General features: G+C 28.9%; 11 protein-coding genes. 1 reads left to right on the top strand and 10 read right to left on the bottom strand.

Annotated elements, in window-relative coordinates; all coding sequences use genetic code 11:
- Together GIL12_RS03450 and GIL12_RS03455 are read right to left on the bottom strand one after the other, a co-directional pair.
- On the bottom strand, positions 1–1,722 hold the full coding sequence (locus tag GIL12_RS03450; RefSeq protein ID WP_163468963.1) for an ABC transporter ATP-binding protein: 1,722 nt from the start codon (positions 1,720–1,722) through the stop codon (positions 1–3).
- Positions 1,706–3,463, bottom strand: a complete 1,758-nt coding sequence (locus tag GIL12_RS03455) for an ABC transporter ATP-binding protein (protein ID WP_163468964.1) — start codon at positions 3,461–3,463, stop codon at positions 1,706–1,708. The genes GIL12_RS03450 and GIL12_RS03455 overlap by 17 nt, the downstream gene beginning before the upstream one ends.
- Positions 3,464–3,623: 160 nt before the next feature.
- Here GIL12_RS03455 and GIL12_RS03460 point away from each other — a divergent pair, with 160 nt between their 5' ends.
- Positions 3,624–4,586, top strand: coding sequence for an AraC family transcriptional regulator (locus GIL12_RS03460; protein WP_163468965.1), 963 nt, complete (start codon positions 3,624–3,626; stop codon positions 4,584–4,586).
- A 67-nt stretch (positions 4,587–4,653) separates the two neighbouring features.
- Here the strand turns inward: GIL12_RS03460 and GIL12_RS03465 are convergent, their stop codons facing one another.
- The 8 genes from GIL12_RS03465 to GIL12_RS03500 all read right to left on the bottom strand — a co-directional run bounded on the left by GIL12_RS03465 (position 4,654) and on the right by GIL12_RS03500 (position 16,174).
- Complete coding sequence (locus tag GIL12_RS03465; protein ID WP_163468966.1) at positions 4,654–5,904, bottom strand: hypothetical protein; 1,251 nt, start codon at positions 5,902–5,904, stop codon at positions 4,654–4,656.
- 15 nt (positions 5,905–5,919) lie between these two features.
- On the bottom strand, positions 5,920–6,990 hold the full coding sequence (locus GIL12_RS03470) for a YibE/F family protein (protein ID WP_163468967.1): 1,071 nt from the start codon (positions 6,988–6,990) through the stop codon (positions 5,920–5,922).
- 215 nt (positions 6,991–7,205) lie between these two features.
- Complete coding sequence (locus GIL12_RS03475; RefSeq protein WP_163468968.1) at positions 7,206–7,862, bottom strand: outer membrane beta-barrel protein; 657 nt, start codon at positions 7,860–7,862, stop codon at positions 7,206–7,208.
- A gap of 93 nt (positions 7,863–7,955) precedes the next feature.
- Entirely contained in the window at positions 7,956–9,941 is a 1,986-nt protein-coding gene (locus GIL12_RS03480) for a glycoside hydrolase family 13 protein (protein WP_163468969.1), read from the bottom strand.
- Between the two features lie 8 nt (positions 9,942–9,949).
- On the bottom strand, positions 9,950–12,385 hold the full coding sequence (locus GIL12_RS03485; RefSeq protein WP_163468970.1) for a glycogen/starch/alpha-glucan phosphorylase: 2,436 nt from the start codon (positions 12,383–12,385) through the stop codon (positions 9,950–9,952).
- A 35-nt stretch (positions 12,386–12,420) separates the two neighbouring features.
- Entirely contained in the window at positions 12,421–13,857 is a 1,437-nt protein-coding gene (gene glgA, locus GIL12_RS03490) for a glycogen synthase GlgA (protein WP_163468971.1), read from the bottom strand.
- Positions 13,858–13,887: 30 nt separating this feature from the next.
- Positions 13,888–15,009, bottom strand: coding sequence for a glucose-1-phosphate adenylyltransferase subunit GlgD (gene glgD, locus GIL12_RS03495; protein WP_163468972.1), 1,122 nt, complete (start codon positions 15,007–15,009; stop codon positions 13,888–13,890).
- A gap of 22 nt (positions 15,010–15,031) precedes the next feature.
- Entirely contained in the window at positions 15,032–16,174 is a 1,143-nt protein-coding gene (locus tag GIL12_RS03500; RefSeq protein WP_163468997.1) for a glucose-1-phosphate adenylyltransferase, read from the bottom strand.
- Between the last annotated feature and the right edge of the window lie 13 nt (positions 16,175–16,187).

The following is a 16,187-nucleotide window of genomic DNA, read 5'->3' on the forward strand; positions in this document are numbered from 1 at the left end:
TTAATATTTAAAATTTTCAGCTAATTTAGCTTTTTTTATTAAATTATTATAGGTTTTGGATATTTCAATTAATTTTTCATGCTTCCCAGAAGCCTCAACTTTTCCATCTTTAATTACAACAATTTTATGCACATTTTCAATGGATTTTAATCTATGCGAAATAATTATTACTGTTTTATTTTCAGTTAACTTATTTAAACTTTCTTGTATTTTTTTCTCATTTTCCACATCTAAGGAAGCTGAAATTTCATCTAAAATAACAATAGGTGCATCCTTTAAAAATGCCCTAGCAATAGAAAGTCTCTGCCTTTCTCCTCCAGATAAAGTTGCTCCATTTTCCCCAATAATTGTATCATATCCATTTGGCAGTTTCACAATAAATTCTTCACAGTTTGCTAATTTTGCTGCTCTTTTTATTTCCTCGTATGTTGCATTTTTATTTCCTATTTTTATATTTTCCATAATTGAAGAATTAAATAATATTACATCTTGAAAAACAATTGATGTTTTCTCAAATAAGGATTTTGTTGATATTTTTTTTATATCCATTCCTCCTATTTTTATACTTCCATTGTCATAATCATACAGTCTTGAAATTAAACGAAGAATACTTGTTTTCCCACACCCTGACATACCAACAAGAGCAGTAACTTCATTTTCATTAGCAGTAAAACTGATATTCTTAAGAACTTTTCCCCCTTCGTCATAGGCAAAGGAAACATTTTCTAATTCTATATTATATTTTTTTATTACCCTATCCTTTCCCTCTTGAATCTCAGCATTTCTTATTTTTTTAATTCCATTGATCATAGAATCAATATGATAGAGTTCTTCCATATTTAAACTAACACTGTCAACTGCCTCTTTGATTTTTATTGATATTAAAAGATATGATATAAGATACAAAATATTTATTTCTCCCAACAAATAAAGTCTTGTACCAACTAATATTACAATTGGAAAAATTAATTGGATAACTAACCCTGAAAAAAGTAAGGATATAGATGCTACAAACTCACCTTTTAAGTGAATTTTCTCACTTTCTTCCATATTTTTATATAGTTTTTTTTGCATTTCCTTTGTTAAATTAAAACTCTTTATTTCTTGCTGCAATTCAATTACTTCTTGAAAGGCATCAGAATTTTCCCTAAGCTTTATATAATGTTTAACATTTTCCTGTATCTGAATTCTTTTAGATAAAATAATTAGTACAAAGCCTAAAACAATTGGTAATATTACAGATAATCCTAGTTTAATATTTCCCTTTAATAAAAGAATACATATAACTGGAAAGAATATGAAAAAACCTATTGTTTTCCCCATTGCATGGCTCATTGCATGTTCAATAGCTGAAACGTCCCCCATAATAGTCTGGGATAAATCAGTTAAATTATGTTTAGAAAAATAAGAAAGGGGCAACTTCCTTAAAATATCTGCAATATCAAGTCTCAAATTTGCACTTTCCTTATAAGTTGCACTATAGAGAGTATTGTATTCTACTTTCAAAAGAAAATACATTAAAAGAATCATTAAAATAGAAAAGAAAATATATACAGCACTATTTTTCATATTTCCCAAAACAAGCTCATCAAATAATATCATAAGCAATATAGCAGGAAATATACTAACCATGAACACAAAAAATGATGCAAAACTTGACTTCACTAAATCCCTTGCACCATTATCTGTTAATGCAAAATATCTTTTAAATAAATTTTTCATAACCAACCCTCCAATTATTTGCCTTTGCATAAAGTTCTTGGAAATATCTATATTTAGTGTTTTTATTCATTAATTGAATATCTGTACCTCTTTCTATAATTTTTCCCTTTTCCATAACTATTATTTCATCAACAGACTTAATACTACTTAGCCTATGAGCTATCATAATTACAGTTTTTCCTTTAATGAGATTTTTAAATGCCCTTTGAAGTTCATATTCATTTTCAGGGTCAATTGATGCACTAGCTTCATCCATAATAATTATATTACTATTTTTAAGAATTCCCCTAGCTATTGCAATTCTTTGCCTTTCTCCCCCTGATAAAAATACTCCATTAGAGCCTATTTGTGTATTTTCTTTCATTGGAAATTTCTCAATTAATTCATCACATCCTGCAAGATTAAGGGCTTTAAATACTTGTTCCCTTGTTGCATTTGGGTTTCCAATTTGAACATTTTCAAATATACTCATTTTAAAGAGTTTACTATCTTGGAATATAAAAGCTATATTTTTAGTTATAGCCTCTTCACTATAGTTTAAAATACTTTCCCCTCCAATTTTTATATTTCCACTATTAATTTGATAAAATCCAGATATTAATTTTGCAATTGTTGATTTCCCACTTCCTGAAACTCCAACTAAAGCATAGCTTCTATTTTCTTTTAATTTAAAACTAAGATTATCTAAAACCTTATCTTCCTTATATTTAAAAGAAACATTTTCAAATTCTATATGAAAATTTTTAAATTTTTCCAACGTTCCAAACTTTAATCTATCCCTTTGCATACTTTCAAATATTTCTTCTAATTTTTCAACAGCAGTGACTCCTTGAAAAGCATACATTGAAATATGCATAATTTTCATAAAGCTATTGAATAAAACACCACTAAGAAATAAGAACATAATTAAATTAATAGCTAGAAATTCAGGATTCTTATGAATATCTGAAAATAAAACTACAAATGGTACTACAATACCTAAAGCACTTAAAAACATAACTTGAAATCTCAAATATGGTTTTCTAAAACTTAAAGAATAATTAAGAGCATAATCAGAATAATCTATTATTGCTCTATTTAGAGACTTAAATGAATTAATACTGGCTCCAAATATTTTTATAACTTGCATTCCCCGAACATACTCAACTGTTTCACTATTCATCTTTTCTAAAGCATTTTGATAAAGTTCCATAAATCTTTTATTTCCTGTCATTAGAATAATTTGTATAGCCCCTGCAATTGTAAATAAAAGCAAGACTATACCTAACTTCATGTTAATTATAAATCCTAAAATAACAATCAATATTGGAGTAAGAACTGCCCCTGTATTGTCTGGTATTAAATGAGCTATAATACCATGTGTTAAAGTTGCATTATCATCAATTAACTGCCTTGTTCTCCCTGAAGAATTCAAATCAAAAAATTTAAAACTTGCATTTATAAGCCCATCTATACCTTTTTTTCTAAGATTGGTTTCTAGTCTAAAACCAAGAATATGGGTTAATGTCACTGAAAGCATATAGGTGATAGATCCAACAATTAAAAATCCTGTAATAAATATTGCTGAATAAAAAGCCCCTTGAACCTCCTTTAAAATAATGATTTTTTTTAAAAATTCATACATATAGTAATATGCAAAAACTGTTACTATAGCTGAAATTCCTGAAAATAAAATTCCCAAATAGGCTAGGTATTTTTTCTTTGGTACATAATAAAGCAATTTTTTATAAGAATTAAACATCTATCTCCTCCTTCATATTATCTCATTTAGACAAATTTATAATGTTATTAGATAATATTTATTTTAAGTATTGTATCATTGAAAGAAATAAGATACAATAGAGTGAACACAACTATGTCTAATCATAGCATTGTCCAATCAAGATATTAGGAGGTAGTACATGGACACATTTGAATCTTATTTAAAGGAAACAGGATGGAAAAATTATCCAAAATGCAAGAAATACTGTGAAATAGGAAAAACATTTTTTATAGATAATGAGTACTTAGAAGGAATATATTGGTATTATGAAACTGATCAATTTATCATTGATATTCATGATCTTTTTATAAAAAAGGAAAGAACTGAAGATTCTTTCCCTAACATGGACTCTCTTATATTTTTTTGTTCCTCTTATATTAAAACAGCTAATGGAGAATGTTTTAACCCTTACCAAACATTAACTGCAAATACTGTTTTTGTGGCAAATATGAATAAAACAAATTTTAGGTTTTTCCTTCATGGCAATTTTCCATATTTAAGTGTAGGAGTTAAATTTAAGCAAGAAATGATAAATAAATATATCCCTTGTCATTTAAGTAATCAATCTGAAACTGTTGCTCACATGTTTTTTGATACTAGGAATCTTGTTACTAAACCAATGGAAAAACTTGCAAATTCAATTTTAAATTGTCATATGGACTCCCCTGCTGGAGAAATATTTTTTGAAGCAAAGGCCAAGGAATGGTTAAGTATCACATTAAATGCTTACTTAAACAAATCAAAAAGAAAAAAAATATCAAAATCTGATGAGCAGTCAATTGAAAATGTAGCAAATTATATTAATGACCATTTTGCATTGGATATTTCTCAAAAACTTTTAGAAAAAATTGCTATGATGAGTGGTACCAAACTTAAAAATATATTTAGGGAAAAGTATCAAATGAGTATCACAGAATATCTACAAAGAAAAAGAATGAATATAGCAGAGAATTTACTTTCAACAACTGAACTTGAAATAAAAAATATTGCAAAATCTGTTGGATATACCTCACATAGTAGATTTTCAACTCTTTTTAAAAAATATAAAGGCATTCATCCTAAAGAAGTTAGAAAATTAACCTCTTCAAATAAAGAAAATTAAATATTTCTTAATATATAAAAATGGCACAGCTATTAACTGTACCATTTCTTATTTTTTGCAAATATATTTATTTAAACAATCCATTTAATGCATCATTTATTTTTTCCTTTGCCTTAGTTATTTCTTTTCCATATTTATCTTGAATATTATTTTTTAAAGTATTGTAATAGTCAGCATCTCCACCTAAATAAATAGTAATTTTTTCTGCTAAATTAGAATCAACTACAACTTTATTTGATTTAGGGCTGTATTTATATGTAATTGTAAAATCTTGTAGATTTTCGTTAGTTCCACCTGTTATCATTTTTATAGCTTCTTTATCTTCTAAGAAGTATTCAGCTAATTTTTCTTCCTTTAACACTACATCTTTAATGTTAATATCCCCATCTATGAACACTTTACTTCCTTGTAGTAAAAATAATTTTTGGTTCATATATAGTTTTCCACCTACGTAATCACTAACACTTGGTATAGTCCCAACATCCACTCCCTTTAAAGAAGTGTCTATTTCCCCTTGTAAAGTGTATAAATTTAATTTCCCTTCTATAATACTATTTTCATCATCATTTGAAGCTGTTAAAACTATTGGTATCATTTTATTCATTCTTGTAATGTCAGTTGATATTCCCTCTATTGTACCTGTAAAATATCTTCCAAACAACATTGTTTTAACATTGAAATTATTAATATTTACTACCCAGTCATCCTTTTTAGGAGCCTCTAAAGTTGTTTTTATATTAGCCTTTGCAGCTACATATTTTTTTAATATTTCTTGAATATATTCTGTTGAATAAGCTGATAATTTATAGTCAATATATTTATCTAGGAAGGGAGTTGTTGTTCCTAGGAATATTGATCTTGCTTTGTTACTTTGAGCTTCATTTGAAAAATTAATTTTTTCAAATATTAATTTATAGTTTTTAATAATAGAAGCTGCTAGTTCCTTTGTTTCATCTTCATTTTTTATTGTGTTTAAACCTGTTTTCCCTGTACTAGGAATTAAATATATATCACTTACATCAACATTTTCCAAGGTTATTTCCTTATCAAATATTTTTTTGTAATTGATCTTTGTTGATATATTACCTATTACAACAATGTCTGTGGAACTATTTTCTTTACTTTCAACCTTAAGACCGTTAATACTAAGTTTCTTTCCAAGTAAGCTATAAGTTGCAGTATCTATTCTCACAGGAGTTTCCAAAGAAGCTGTTAAATTTTCTTCTAAAGTTCTTTTTATAATTGCATTTTTCCCTAACAATGCCCCCATAATAATAAGTAAAACAACAATTAATATACCAGTTCTTGCTTTTTTCATACATTACCTCCAATTTTATTTTCCCTTTGTGTAAGCATACAAATAAGAAGTTATTGGGATTACTGCAAGTATACCTATACTTCCAATTAATCCTCTTAAAATTTCTGTCCCTATAAATTCATAATTTAATATTCTGATAAATGTTAAGTCTTGTAAATTTATATAAATTATTAAAACGTCAAAAAAACTAGCTCCAATATAGGCAAGTATCAATGTATTAACCATTGTTCCCACAATATCTTTTCCTATTACTATACCTGAGGCAAATAATTCATGGGGACTTATGTCATTGAACTTTCTTTTTATTTCTGAAAGAGCTGATGATATTGACATGGCCACATCCATAACTGCTCCCATACTTCCTATTATCACCCCTGCTGAAACAAGTTCCTTTACCTTGATTCCCTTTAATAAATCTATATAACCTATTGCTTCAACTGTTGTATAACCTGAAAATTTCATCCTATGTACAAAGTATATTGATAATATTCCTGCTACTAAAGTTCCTAAAATACTACTGGTAATTGCAACTTTCCCCTTTTTATCAAAACCTGTAGTTAGGGATATTGTAATTCCAGATGCAAATATTGAAATTACAACTGCTAACATTATTGGAGAATATCCCTTTGCCACCATTGGTATAAATCCATAAAGTATTCCTAGTATTACAACTAACAAACTAAGTATTGCTTTTACACCCTTTAATTTAGCAAGCAATATTGTAAAGGCTACAAATAAAAATAATAGAACTCCATAATCAAATCTCTTGTCAATATCTGTTATGCAATAATCCATGTTCCCATTGTCATCTGGTTCATAGGCTAAAACCACTCTTGTGCCATTTTCCAGATCTAAGTTATATTCCTTTTGCCCGTACACAGGGGACTCCACCTTAATAATTTTATTATTAACCTTTATATTATAAAAAACCACATCTGTTATTTCTTCTCCATCAACATCAGTTTTACTAGAAATGTTGTTTTCCAAGGCTGTTCCTATTTTTCCAATAATTTTTCCACTTACATATTCTTCCCCAAAGGAAAAAGTACACATAACTATAAAAAGACCTAATAAATATTTTTTCATATCTCTCTCCTTTTTAAATTTTATACTACTATTATACCACCAATTCAATAATTTTAAAAAAATATCCTCAAAACTTATAATAAAAATTCCTCCAGCATAAAACTGGAGAAATTTTCATTATTATTTAGTTTTTTTATTTTTCTCCACCAACACTAGTTGACAAAAAATAAAAACTGAAGGAATAAATTTATCTATTTTTTATTACAAAGTATATTCTATAAATCAAAACTATAACCAACTGATAATGTTACTTTTTCATAATCAATTGCATAATCCCCTTTAAAAACTTTAGGTGATTTTGCATCAGATTTAGTTACACCATACATTAACTCCACTAAGAAATTATTGTATTCCACTCCTCCACCAATTGCCCAATATAAACCATCATCAATATTAATTGAAGACTTCCCAAGTGAATTTGTTAAATCTTTTTCGTTAAAATTAAATGAATAACCTAAATTAACTTTAACATAAGGTACATATAAACTATCCACATTAAATTTATATTTTGCTGTTACATAAATTGGCATTGAATCATAAGAAGCACCTTTTATTCCACTATTAATATTTTTTCTATCTGCATTATTTTGGTAAGCTATACCTACTCCTGTTTCAAAATTAGGACTCCTTTTTTTTAATAATTCTACTGATAATTCGTATCCTATCCCATCAGTTTCGTCCCCAAGTAATTTTTTACTTGTTTTTGAATCTTTAACTAAAGTATAATTTGAATAAAGTTCTCCACCAACTTTAACATCTATACTATAACCTAATTCCTCTGCTTGTATTGTAACAGCCTCTGCAGTTGGCATAACTTCTTTAGCATATCCTAGGGATGATATAACAAATAATCCTATTAATATTTTTTTCATTTTTCCTCCATAATCATTTTTTTATTTACTATTAAACGTATTATATCAAAAAAATATTAATTATTTGTTAATCATTTCTTAATATTTTCTTATTTATATATATTCTTTATTTGTTAATATGGTACTTGAAAGAGGTCTAAGATGAAGTTTTAATTTTCCATTATTTAGCACAATCTTTTCCTTTGTTTTATAATTATATAGTTCTTCACATTCTAAACTATCTAGGGATACATCAAAATAATTAATTGGATGTCTATTTATAACAACAAGGGCGTAGTCATCTTCATATTTACGAATAACTCCATATGCATCTTCCCCTAGTTCCAGTTGTTTAAATTCACCTATTGAAAACATCTTACTTGATTTTCTAAGGTTAATTAGATTTTTGTACATGCTTTCAATTTCTTTATCCTCATGTCCCCAAGGGTAAGTTCTTCTATTATCTGGATCCTTTCCCCCTGGAACTCCAACTTCATCCCCATAATAAATTAAAGGAACTCCTGGAAAAACCATTTGCATTGTTACCATAAGGTTTAATATTCTATCCCCTATAATTTCAGATAAATGATCTTGAGTCAATATTTTTTCCCTATGCAATTCCTTTCTATAAATCTCATCTTGAATGTATGTAGCTACCTTTTCACATACAGTTATTATTCTTTCAATGTCGTGGGAACCTAACATATTTGTAAGTGCGTAAAAGTTTTCCTTAGGATAATTTTCCCTCATATTTTCAAATAGCATCACTAATTTCTTAGTATCAAACTTATTTGAAAAATAATCTATGAATATTTTCTTAAAGGAATAGTTAGTTACAGAATCTAACTGTCTTCCCTTCATATACCCTCTTCTTTTATCATAACTTATTTTATTTGTTGCATCTTCCCAAACCTCACCTAGAATAACAGAATCCTTATCCAGTTCATGGCATTTTTCCCTTAGTTTCACTAAAAATTCAGATGGAAGTTCATCTGCAACATCTAGTCTCCAACCTTTAACTCCTAATTTCATCCAGTGGGCAATCACACTGTCCTCTGCTTCTATTATATAGTCAACAAAGGATGGAGTCTTTTCATTTACACAGGGCAAATCCTTAACTCCCCACCAACATTCATATTCATCAGGATATTTTTCAAATTTATACCAATCATAATAGTAAGATCCCACAGAATTATAGGCTCCAATTGAATCATAATTGGAATATCTGTTGAAATATTTACTATCCCTTCCAGTGTGATTGAACACACCATCTAGCATAATATTCATTCCCTTATCCTTAGCCTTTATAACTAAACTTTTAAAATCCTCTTCAGTTCCCAGTACTTCATCAATTTTCTTATAGTCCCCAGTGTCATATCTATGGTTACTAGTTGCTTTGAATATTGGATTTAAATAGATTAAATTAGCTCCTAAATCCTTAATATAGTCTAGTTTTTTCTCAATACCCTTTAAATTTCCCCCGTAAAAATCCCAACGTATAATTTCCATTTTTTCATTTCTAATATAAAATGGAGTATCTCCCCATTTCCCATATATAAATGAATTTTTCTTGGGACTGTTTATATGTCTATCTCCATTTCCATTGAAAAATCTATCTGGAAATATTTGATATATAATTGATTCCTTATACCAATCAGGGGTTTTATTATCCTCATAGTATGTTGTTATTTGATACTTTTTAGGATTATTCTTATATACTTGTCCAATACCACCAAGTTCACTTTGGTTATTTCCATAAAATTTAGTAGTTCCATCTTGTAAAATAATTTCAAATGTATAAAATAATAATTCTGCCTTGTTACAAGCTCTAAATTTACAAACATAGGCGCTGTAACTTTCATCCTTATTATCCCCTTGTAATTTCATTTCAATAGCTTTAATTATTTGATTATATGGATCTTCATCAATGTCCTTTCCCAGTTTTAAAAAGACATTTTTAACAGGTGCATTTTTATTTATCTTTATTCTAATTTCAATATCACAGTTACAAGACACTGCACCATAGGGAGATTTAAAATTTATATCTTGAGAATTGTATTTAATATAACTATCATTCCATTTAAAACTTAAATATTCCATAGCTCCACCTACATTTCAACTTTTCTAGGTTTTATATTCCAAATTTCATCTGCGTATTTCTTAATTGTGTTGTCTGAGGAAAATATACCTGAATTTCCAATATTTATCAAACACATTTTAACCCATTTATCCTGATCTTTATATAGTTCATTTATTCTTTCTTGAGCCTTTACATAGGAATCAAAATCTTTAAATACAAAGAACTCATCATTTGTATTGAATAAATTGTCAACTATAATGTCAAATTCATGTTTGTCAGCATTATAATAACCATCTTTCATTTGATCTATTATTTTTTGCAATCTAGGATCATTATCAAATACTTCCTTAGCACTATATCCACCATTTTCATAGTAGTTCATTACTTCCTCTGCTGTAAGTCCAAATACAACAATATTATCCCTTCCAACAGCCTTATCTATTTCAACATTTGCCCCATCTAAAGTTGCTAGGGTAATTGCTCCATTCATCATAAACTTCATGTTTCCTGTTCCTGAAGCTTCCTTTGAAGCTGTTGAAATTTGTTCACTAACATCCCCTGCAGGAATTATTTTTTCAGCTAGGGTAACACCATAGTTTGATAAAAATACTACTTTTATCTTTCCATTTATGCTCTTGTCATTATTTATTTTATCTGCAACTGTATTTATAAGTTTTATTATTTTCTTAGCTAAATAATAAGCTGGTGCTGCCTTTGCTCCAAAGAAGAAAGTTCTAGGAACAATATCCATATTTGGATTTTCCTTTAATTGGTTGTATAAATTCATTATATTAAATAAATTTAATAATTGACGTTTATAAGCATGTAGTCTTTTTACTTGAATATCATAAATTGAGTTTGGATCAATTTCAATATCACAAGTTTCCTTAACAAATTTTGCTAGTTCAACTTTTTTATTGTATTTAATATCAGCAATTTTTTTTAGATATTTTTTATCATTTACATGGGGAAGTAATTTACACATTTTCATAGTATCAGTTACCCAAGATTTATCCCCAACAACTTCAACCATTAGATCAGCTAGTTCTGGATTTGCTTGAATCAACCATCTTCTGTGAGTTATTCCATTTGTCTTATTGTTAAATCTTTCAGGGTACATTTCATAAAAATCCTTTAGCTCCCTGTGTTTTAATATTTCAGTATGTAACCAAGCAACTCCATTTATAGAGTGGGAACCTACTATGGCTAAATTAGCCATTTTTATTTTATTATCTTTGATAATTGCCATATTTGCAATTTTATTCCAGTCTCCATAGTATTTTTTAGCCACTTCTAGGGAGAATCTTCTATTGATTTCTTCTATTATCATGTAAATTCTAGGAAGTAAATTTTTAAATATATCCACTGACCATTTTTCCAAAGCCTCTGCCATTATAGTGTGATTTGTGTAAGCTAGGGTTTTTGTTGTTATTCTCCAAGCTTCATCCCAGTCTAAATTATACTGATCTAATAATATTCTCATAAGCTCTGCAACTGCAACTGCTGGATGAGTATCATTAATATGAATTCCTATGTAATTGTGAAACTCATTAATAGGTTCTCCTATTTTATCAAATCTTCTAACAATAGCTTGAATTCCAGCACTTACTAGAAAATACTCTTGTTTTAATCTAAGTCTTCTTCCAACTTCTCCAGAATCATCAGGATATAATACTTGGGAAATTTCTTCCACAGCATATTTTTTTTCCAAATGCTCTATATATTCTCCCCTTCTAAGAGTTGATAAATCTATATCACCATCTACCATTTCAGCGTTCCAAAGTCTTAGGGTATTTACATTTCCTGTTCCATAACCTGAGACAGGTACATCATATGGTATTGCAAGTATTGTTTCTTCATTTTCATAAACTGGTTTAAGGGCATCTCCTTCCTTTACAAGGTATACATTCCCACCAAATTTAACTTCTATTTTTTTACTTGGTTTTCTTATTTCCCAAACAAAATCCTTTTTCAACCAATCATCTAGTTTTTCAACTTGATAACCATTTTCTATTTTTTGTTTAAATAGTCCATGTTTAAAACGTATTCCATTACCATGGGCTGGAAGGGAAAGGGAAGCCATGGAATCTATGAAACCTGCAGCTAGTCTTCCAAGTCCACCATTTCCAAGACCTGCATCTGCCTCTTGACTTACAAGTTCTCTAAAATTTATTCCCATTTCTTCTAGGGCGTCTTCACATATGTCTCTTATTCCTAAATTTATTAAATTTGATTCTAATAATCTTCCTATTAAAAATTCCATAGAAAAATAATATACTTGTTTTACCCTGTCCTCTCTATAGGCTTTATTTGTCTTATATAATCTTTCAGACAAATAGTCTTTAATTAGTTTCCCCAAAGCTAAATATTTATGTTCCAAAGAAGCTTCTTCCACATCTTCTGCAAATGTAAATTCAAGTCTCTTTTTATAATCTTCTTTTATTTTTTCCTTTGTTATATTCAAAATCACCAACTCCTTATGTGAACATTTACCTTAAACTAATCTTCTTTTAATTTTTTGTAAATATCTCTATATTTTTTAGCTGATTCTTTCCAACTAATTTCTGACCTCATTGCATTTTTTTCAATTCCAAGCCATTCTTTTTTATTTTTAAATGTTTCCATAGCAAGTTTAATTACATGTAGCATGTCATGGGCATTGTAATTTGTAAATGAGAATCCATTTCCTGTTTTTTTCTTGTGATCATAGGCTTGTACAGTATCGCGTAATCCCCCAGTTTCCCTAACAATTGGAACAGTTCCATATCTCAGAGCTATAAGTTGTCCAATTCCACAAGGCTCAAATTGTGAAGGCATTAAGAACATATCTGAACCAGCGTAAACTCTTCTTGCCACTGATTCATTAAATCCAATGTATGCTTTTACTTTATTTGGATATTTATTACCATAGTAATTAAATAAATCCTCATACATTTCATCTCCAGTTCCCACAACAATAAGTTGTAAATCCAAAGAGATTATATCTTCTATTACACCTTTAACTAGGTCAAGTCCCTTTTGTCCAACTAATCTAGTTATCATTCCCATAACAGGAATATCTTTATCAACTGGTAGACCCATTTCCTTTTGTAATGCCTCTTTGTTTATCACTTTATTTTTCATAGTTGTAATTCCATATTCCTTGAAAAGATTTTTATCTTTTCTTGGATTATATTCACTGTAGTCTATTCCATTTACAATTCCATAAAGTTTATAGTCTATACCATTTAACAGTCCATCTAAATTTTCTCCAAAATATGGAGTTTTGATTTCCTCTGCATAGGTTTTACTAACTGTAGTAACAATGTCTGAATATATTAATCCACCCTTAATAAAGGATACTCCATCATAAAATTTCAATTTTTCCTCAGTGAAGTATGAATTATCAAGACCTAATAGCTCCCCTAAAATAGTTTTGGAAAAAATTCCTTGATATTTTAAATTATGTATTGTAAATAGAGTTCTTATTTTTTGATATCTAACATCATATCTATAAAAAGCATCTAATAAAACTGGAACCATACCTGAATGCCAGTCATTACAATGGATAACATCAGGAATAAATCCATCCATATGTTTTATTGACTCTAGTACTCCCCTTGAGAAGAAAGAAAAAATTTCCCCATCGTCAAAATGTCCATAGGGCTCATTTCTTTTGAAATAATACTCATTATCCATAAAATAAAAATCTACCCCATCATATTTTAAATGGTATAGTCCACAATACTGATTTCTCCATCCAACTGGAACTGTAAACTCCCCTACCTTATCCATTTTCTCCGTATACTCAGAGGATATTTTCTTATACTTTGGTATAATTACCCTAATATCCACCTTGGATTTTTTTAAAGCCTTTGGCAACGAATGAGCTACATCTGCAAGCCCTCCAGTTTTTATAAATGGGGCTGCCTCAGAAGCTACAAATAATATTTTCATTTTTATTACCCCCTGTATAAAATTTAATGTTTATTTTTCATATCTAGTTAATTCCTTTTCTATTACCAAGGGATATAGTTCACTTCCCTTAAGTTCTGTTCCCTCTGACAAGGTAACATTTTTATCTAAAATTACATTTTTTAGTTTAACACCACTTTTTATAGTGCAATTTTGTAATATTATACTGTTTTCAATATAAGCTCCCTCTTCTATAACTACACTTCTTGAGATTATACTTTTTTTAACTTCACCTTTTATTTTACAACCATTTGCAATTAAAGCATTTGAAACCTTTGATGTTTCATAGTATTCTGTTGGGGAAGAATCCTTTGACTTACTATATACTGGATTTTCCTCATCGAAAAATAATTCCTTTGTTGTTTCAACTGACAACATATCCATGTTAGTTTTGAAATATGAAAGTAAAGAGTTAACCACACCTAAATAACCAGTGTATTCATAACCTTTTATATTTAATTTTCCAATTTGTTCATATATTATAGAAGTTGAATTACGAGAATAATTTATGTAAGAACATTTTTCAATTAGATCTAACAATAGTTCTTTACTTAAAATAAACATCTCCATTGAAATATTTGCTTTTTTATCCTTCCCTTGATTTCTATGAACTCCTTCTATAGTTCCATCTCCATTAAAGTCAAATACTCCTAGATCTAAATATTCACTGTCAGCTGTATTAACTTTCTTATAAACTGCTGTTATATCAGCCCCTGAACTTTCATGTTTGTCCATTGCTTTTTTTAAATCAAAGCTTGATATTAAGTGAGTTGAAGAAATTACTACATTTTCTTCCTTTGATTTAACTAAATACTCTATATTATCCTTTAACATTTTAATATCATAAGTTAAACGTTCCTTTGCAGTATCACTGAAAACAAATATTCCACCGTGCCTTCTATTTAAATCCCAAGCTCTACCAGTTCCAACATGGTCCCTTAAAGATCTTGAATCACTTTCTGCTAAAACTGCAATTGTAGTTATCCCTGCATTTACCATATTAGATAAAACAAAGTCTATAACTCTATATTTTCCCCCTAGAGGAATTGCTCCTATTGATCTATGAGCAGCTAACCTTCTAAGATCATCTCTATTTTCTGTGGCACTGATTATACCTAAATATCTTTTTTCCATAAGTTTATCTCCCTTCTAAAATTTATTTGATAATATCCTCTTGAACTTTTCTATCCTCTTCTATTAAAAGAATTTCAGATTTCCCATATACTCTTTTTCCATTTGCAACAGAGACATTATTTCCGAAAATAGCTCTCTCAACAACTGCCCCTGAACCAATTACAGAATTACACATTATAACTGAGTCTTTAATGTGAGCTCCCTTTTCCACAATTACCCCTGAAAAAAGAACTGAATTTTCAACTGTTCCATCAATAACGCATCCTTCAGTAATTAAAGAGTTTTTAATATTAGCAGTTTCTCCAATCACTTGACTTGGTTTATTTAAAGCTTTAGAGTATATTCTCCAATCATTATCAAATATATCAAATTTCTTTCTAGGATTTAGTAGATCCATATTTGCTTCCCATAGACTTTCCAATGTTCCAACATCTTTCCAATAACCTTCAAATGGATAGACCACTAATTTTTTACCCTCTCCAAGTAGTTTAGGAATTATATCCTTACCAAAATCATTTGTAGATTTTTCATTTTCTTCATCTTCAATTAAGGCTTTTTTTAACTCTTTCCAGTTAAATATATATACACCCATTGAAGCTAAAGTACTCTTTGGATGTTCAGGTTTCTCTTCAAATTCATATACTTCATGATCCCCTTTAACATTCATAATTCCAAATCTACTAGCTTCTTCTAGGGGAACATCTATTACAGCTATTGTAGCATCTGCATTTCTTTCCTTATGGTATTTTAGCATTTTGTTGTAATCCATTTTGTAAATGTGATCCCCTGATAGTATTAATACATATTCTGGGTCATAATCACTGATAAAGTCAATGTTTTGATATATTGAGTTAGCTGTACCCTTATACCAAAATCCGCCATTTTCTTGCATAAAAGGGGGCAATAAATTAATTCCACCAAAGTTTCTATCTAAATCCCAAGTTCTTCCTATACCTATGTAAGTATTTAATATCCTAGGTTTATATTGAATTAAAACTCCAACTGCATCTATCCCTGAATTGGAACAATTACTTAAAGGAAAATCTATAATTCTATATTTTCCACCAAAGGGAACTGCTGGTTTTGCATTATTTTTCGTAAGTAATTTTAGCCTGCTCCCTTGCCCCCCAGCTAGAATCATCGCTACCATCTCTTTTTTCATAATCTAATCCTCCCTA

It is taken from the genome of Fusobacterium sp. IOR10, from assembly GCF_010367435.1.
Classification (GTDB): domain Bacteria; phylum Fusobacteriota; class Fusobacteriia; order Fusobacteriales; family Fusobacteriaceae; genus Fusobacterium_B.

Excerpts from the sequence above, each read along its gene's own strand:
- GIL12_RS03450 (WP_163468963.1), bottom strand. The coding sequence starts at position 1,722 with ATGAAAAATTTATTTAAAAGATATTTTGCATTAACAGATAATGGTGCA.
- GIL12_RS03455 (WP_163468964.1), bottom strand. The coding sequence starts at position 3,463 with ATGTTTAATTCTTATAAAAAATTGCTTTATTATGTACCAAAGAAAAAA.
- GIL12_RS03460 (WP_163468965.1), top strand. The coding sequence starts at position 3,624 with ATGGACACATTTGAATCTTATTTAAAGGAAACAGGATGGAAAAATTAT.
- GIL12_RS03465 (WP_163468966.1), bottom strand. The coding sequence starts at position 5,904 with ATGAAAAAAGCAAGAACTGGTATATTAATTGTTGTTTTACTTATTATT.
- GIL12_RS03470 (WP_163468967.1), bottom strand. The coding sequence starts at position 6,990 with ATGAAAAAATATTTATTAGGTCTTTTTATAGTTATGTGTACTTTTTCC.
- GIL12_RS03475 (WP_163468968.1), bottom strand. The coding sequence starts at position 7,862 with ATGAAAAAAATATTAATAGGATTATTTGTTATATCATCCCTAGGATAT.
- GIL12_RS03480 (WP_163468969.1), bottom strand. The coding sequence starts at position 9,941 with ATGGAATATTTAAGTTTTAAATGGAATGATAGTTATATTAAATACAAT.
- glgA (WP_163468971.1), bottom strand. The coding sequence starts at position 13,857 with ATGAAAATATTATTTGTAGCTTCTGAGGCAGCCCCATTTATAAAAACT.
- glgD (WP_163468972.1), bottom strand. The coding sequence starts at position 15,009 with ATGGAAAAAAGATATTTAGGTATAATCAGTGCCACAGAAAATAGAGAT.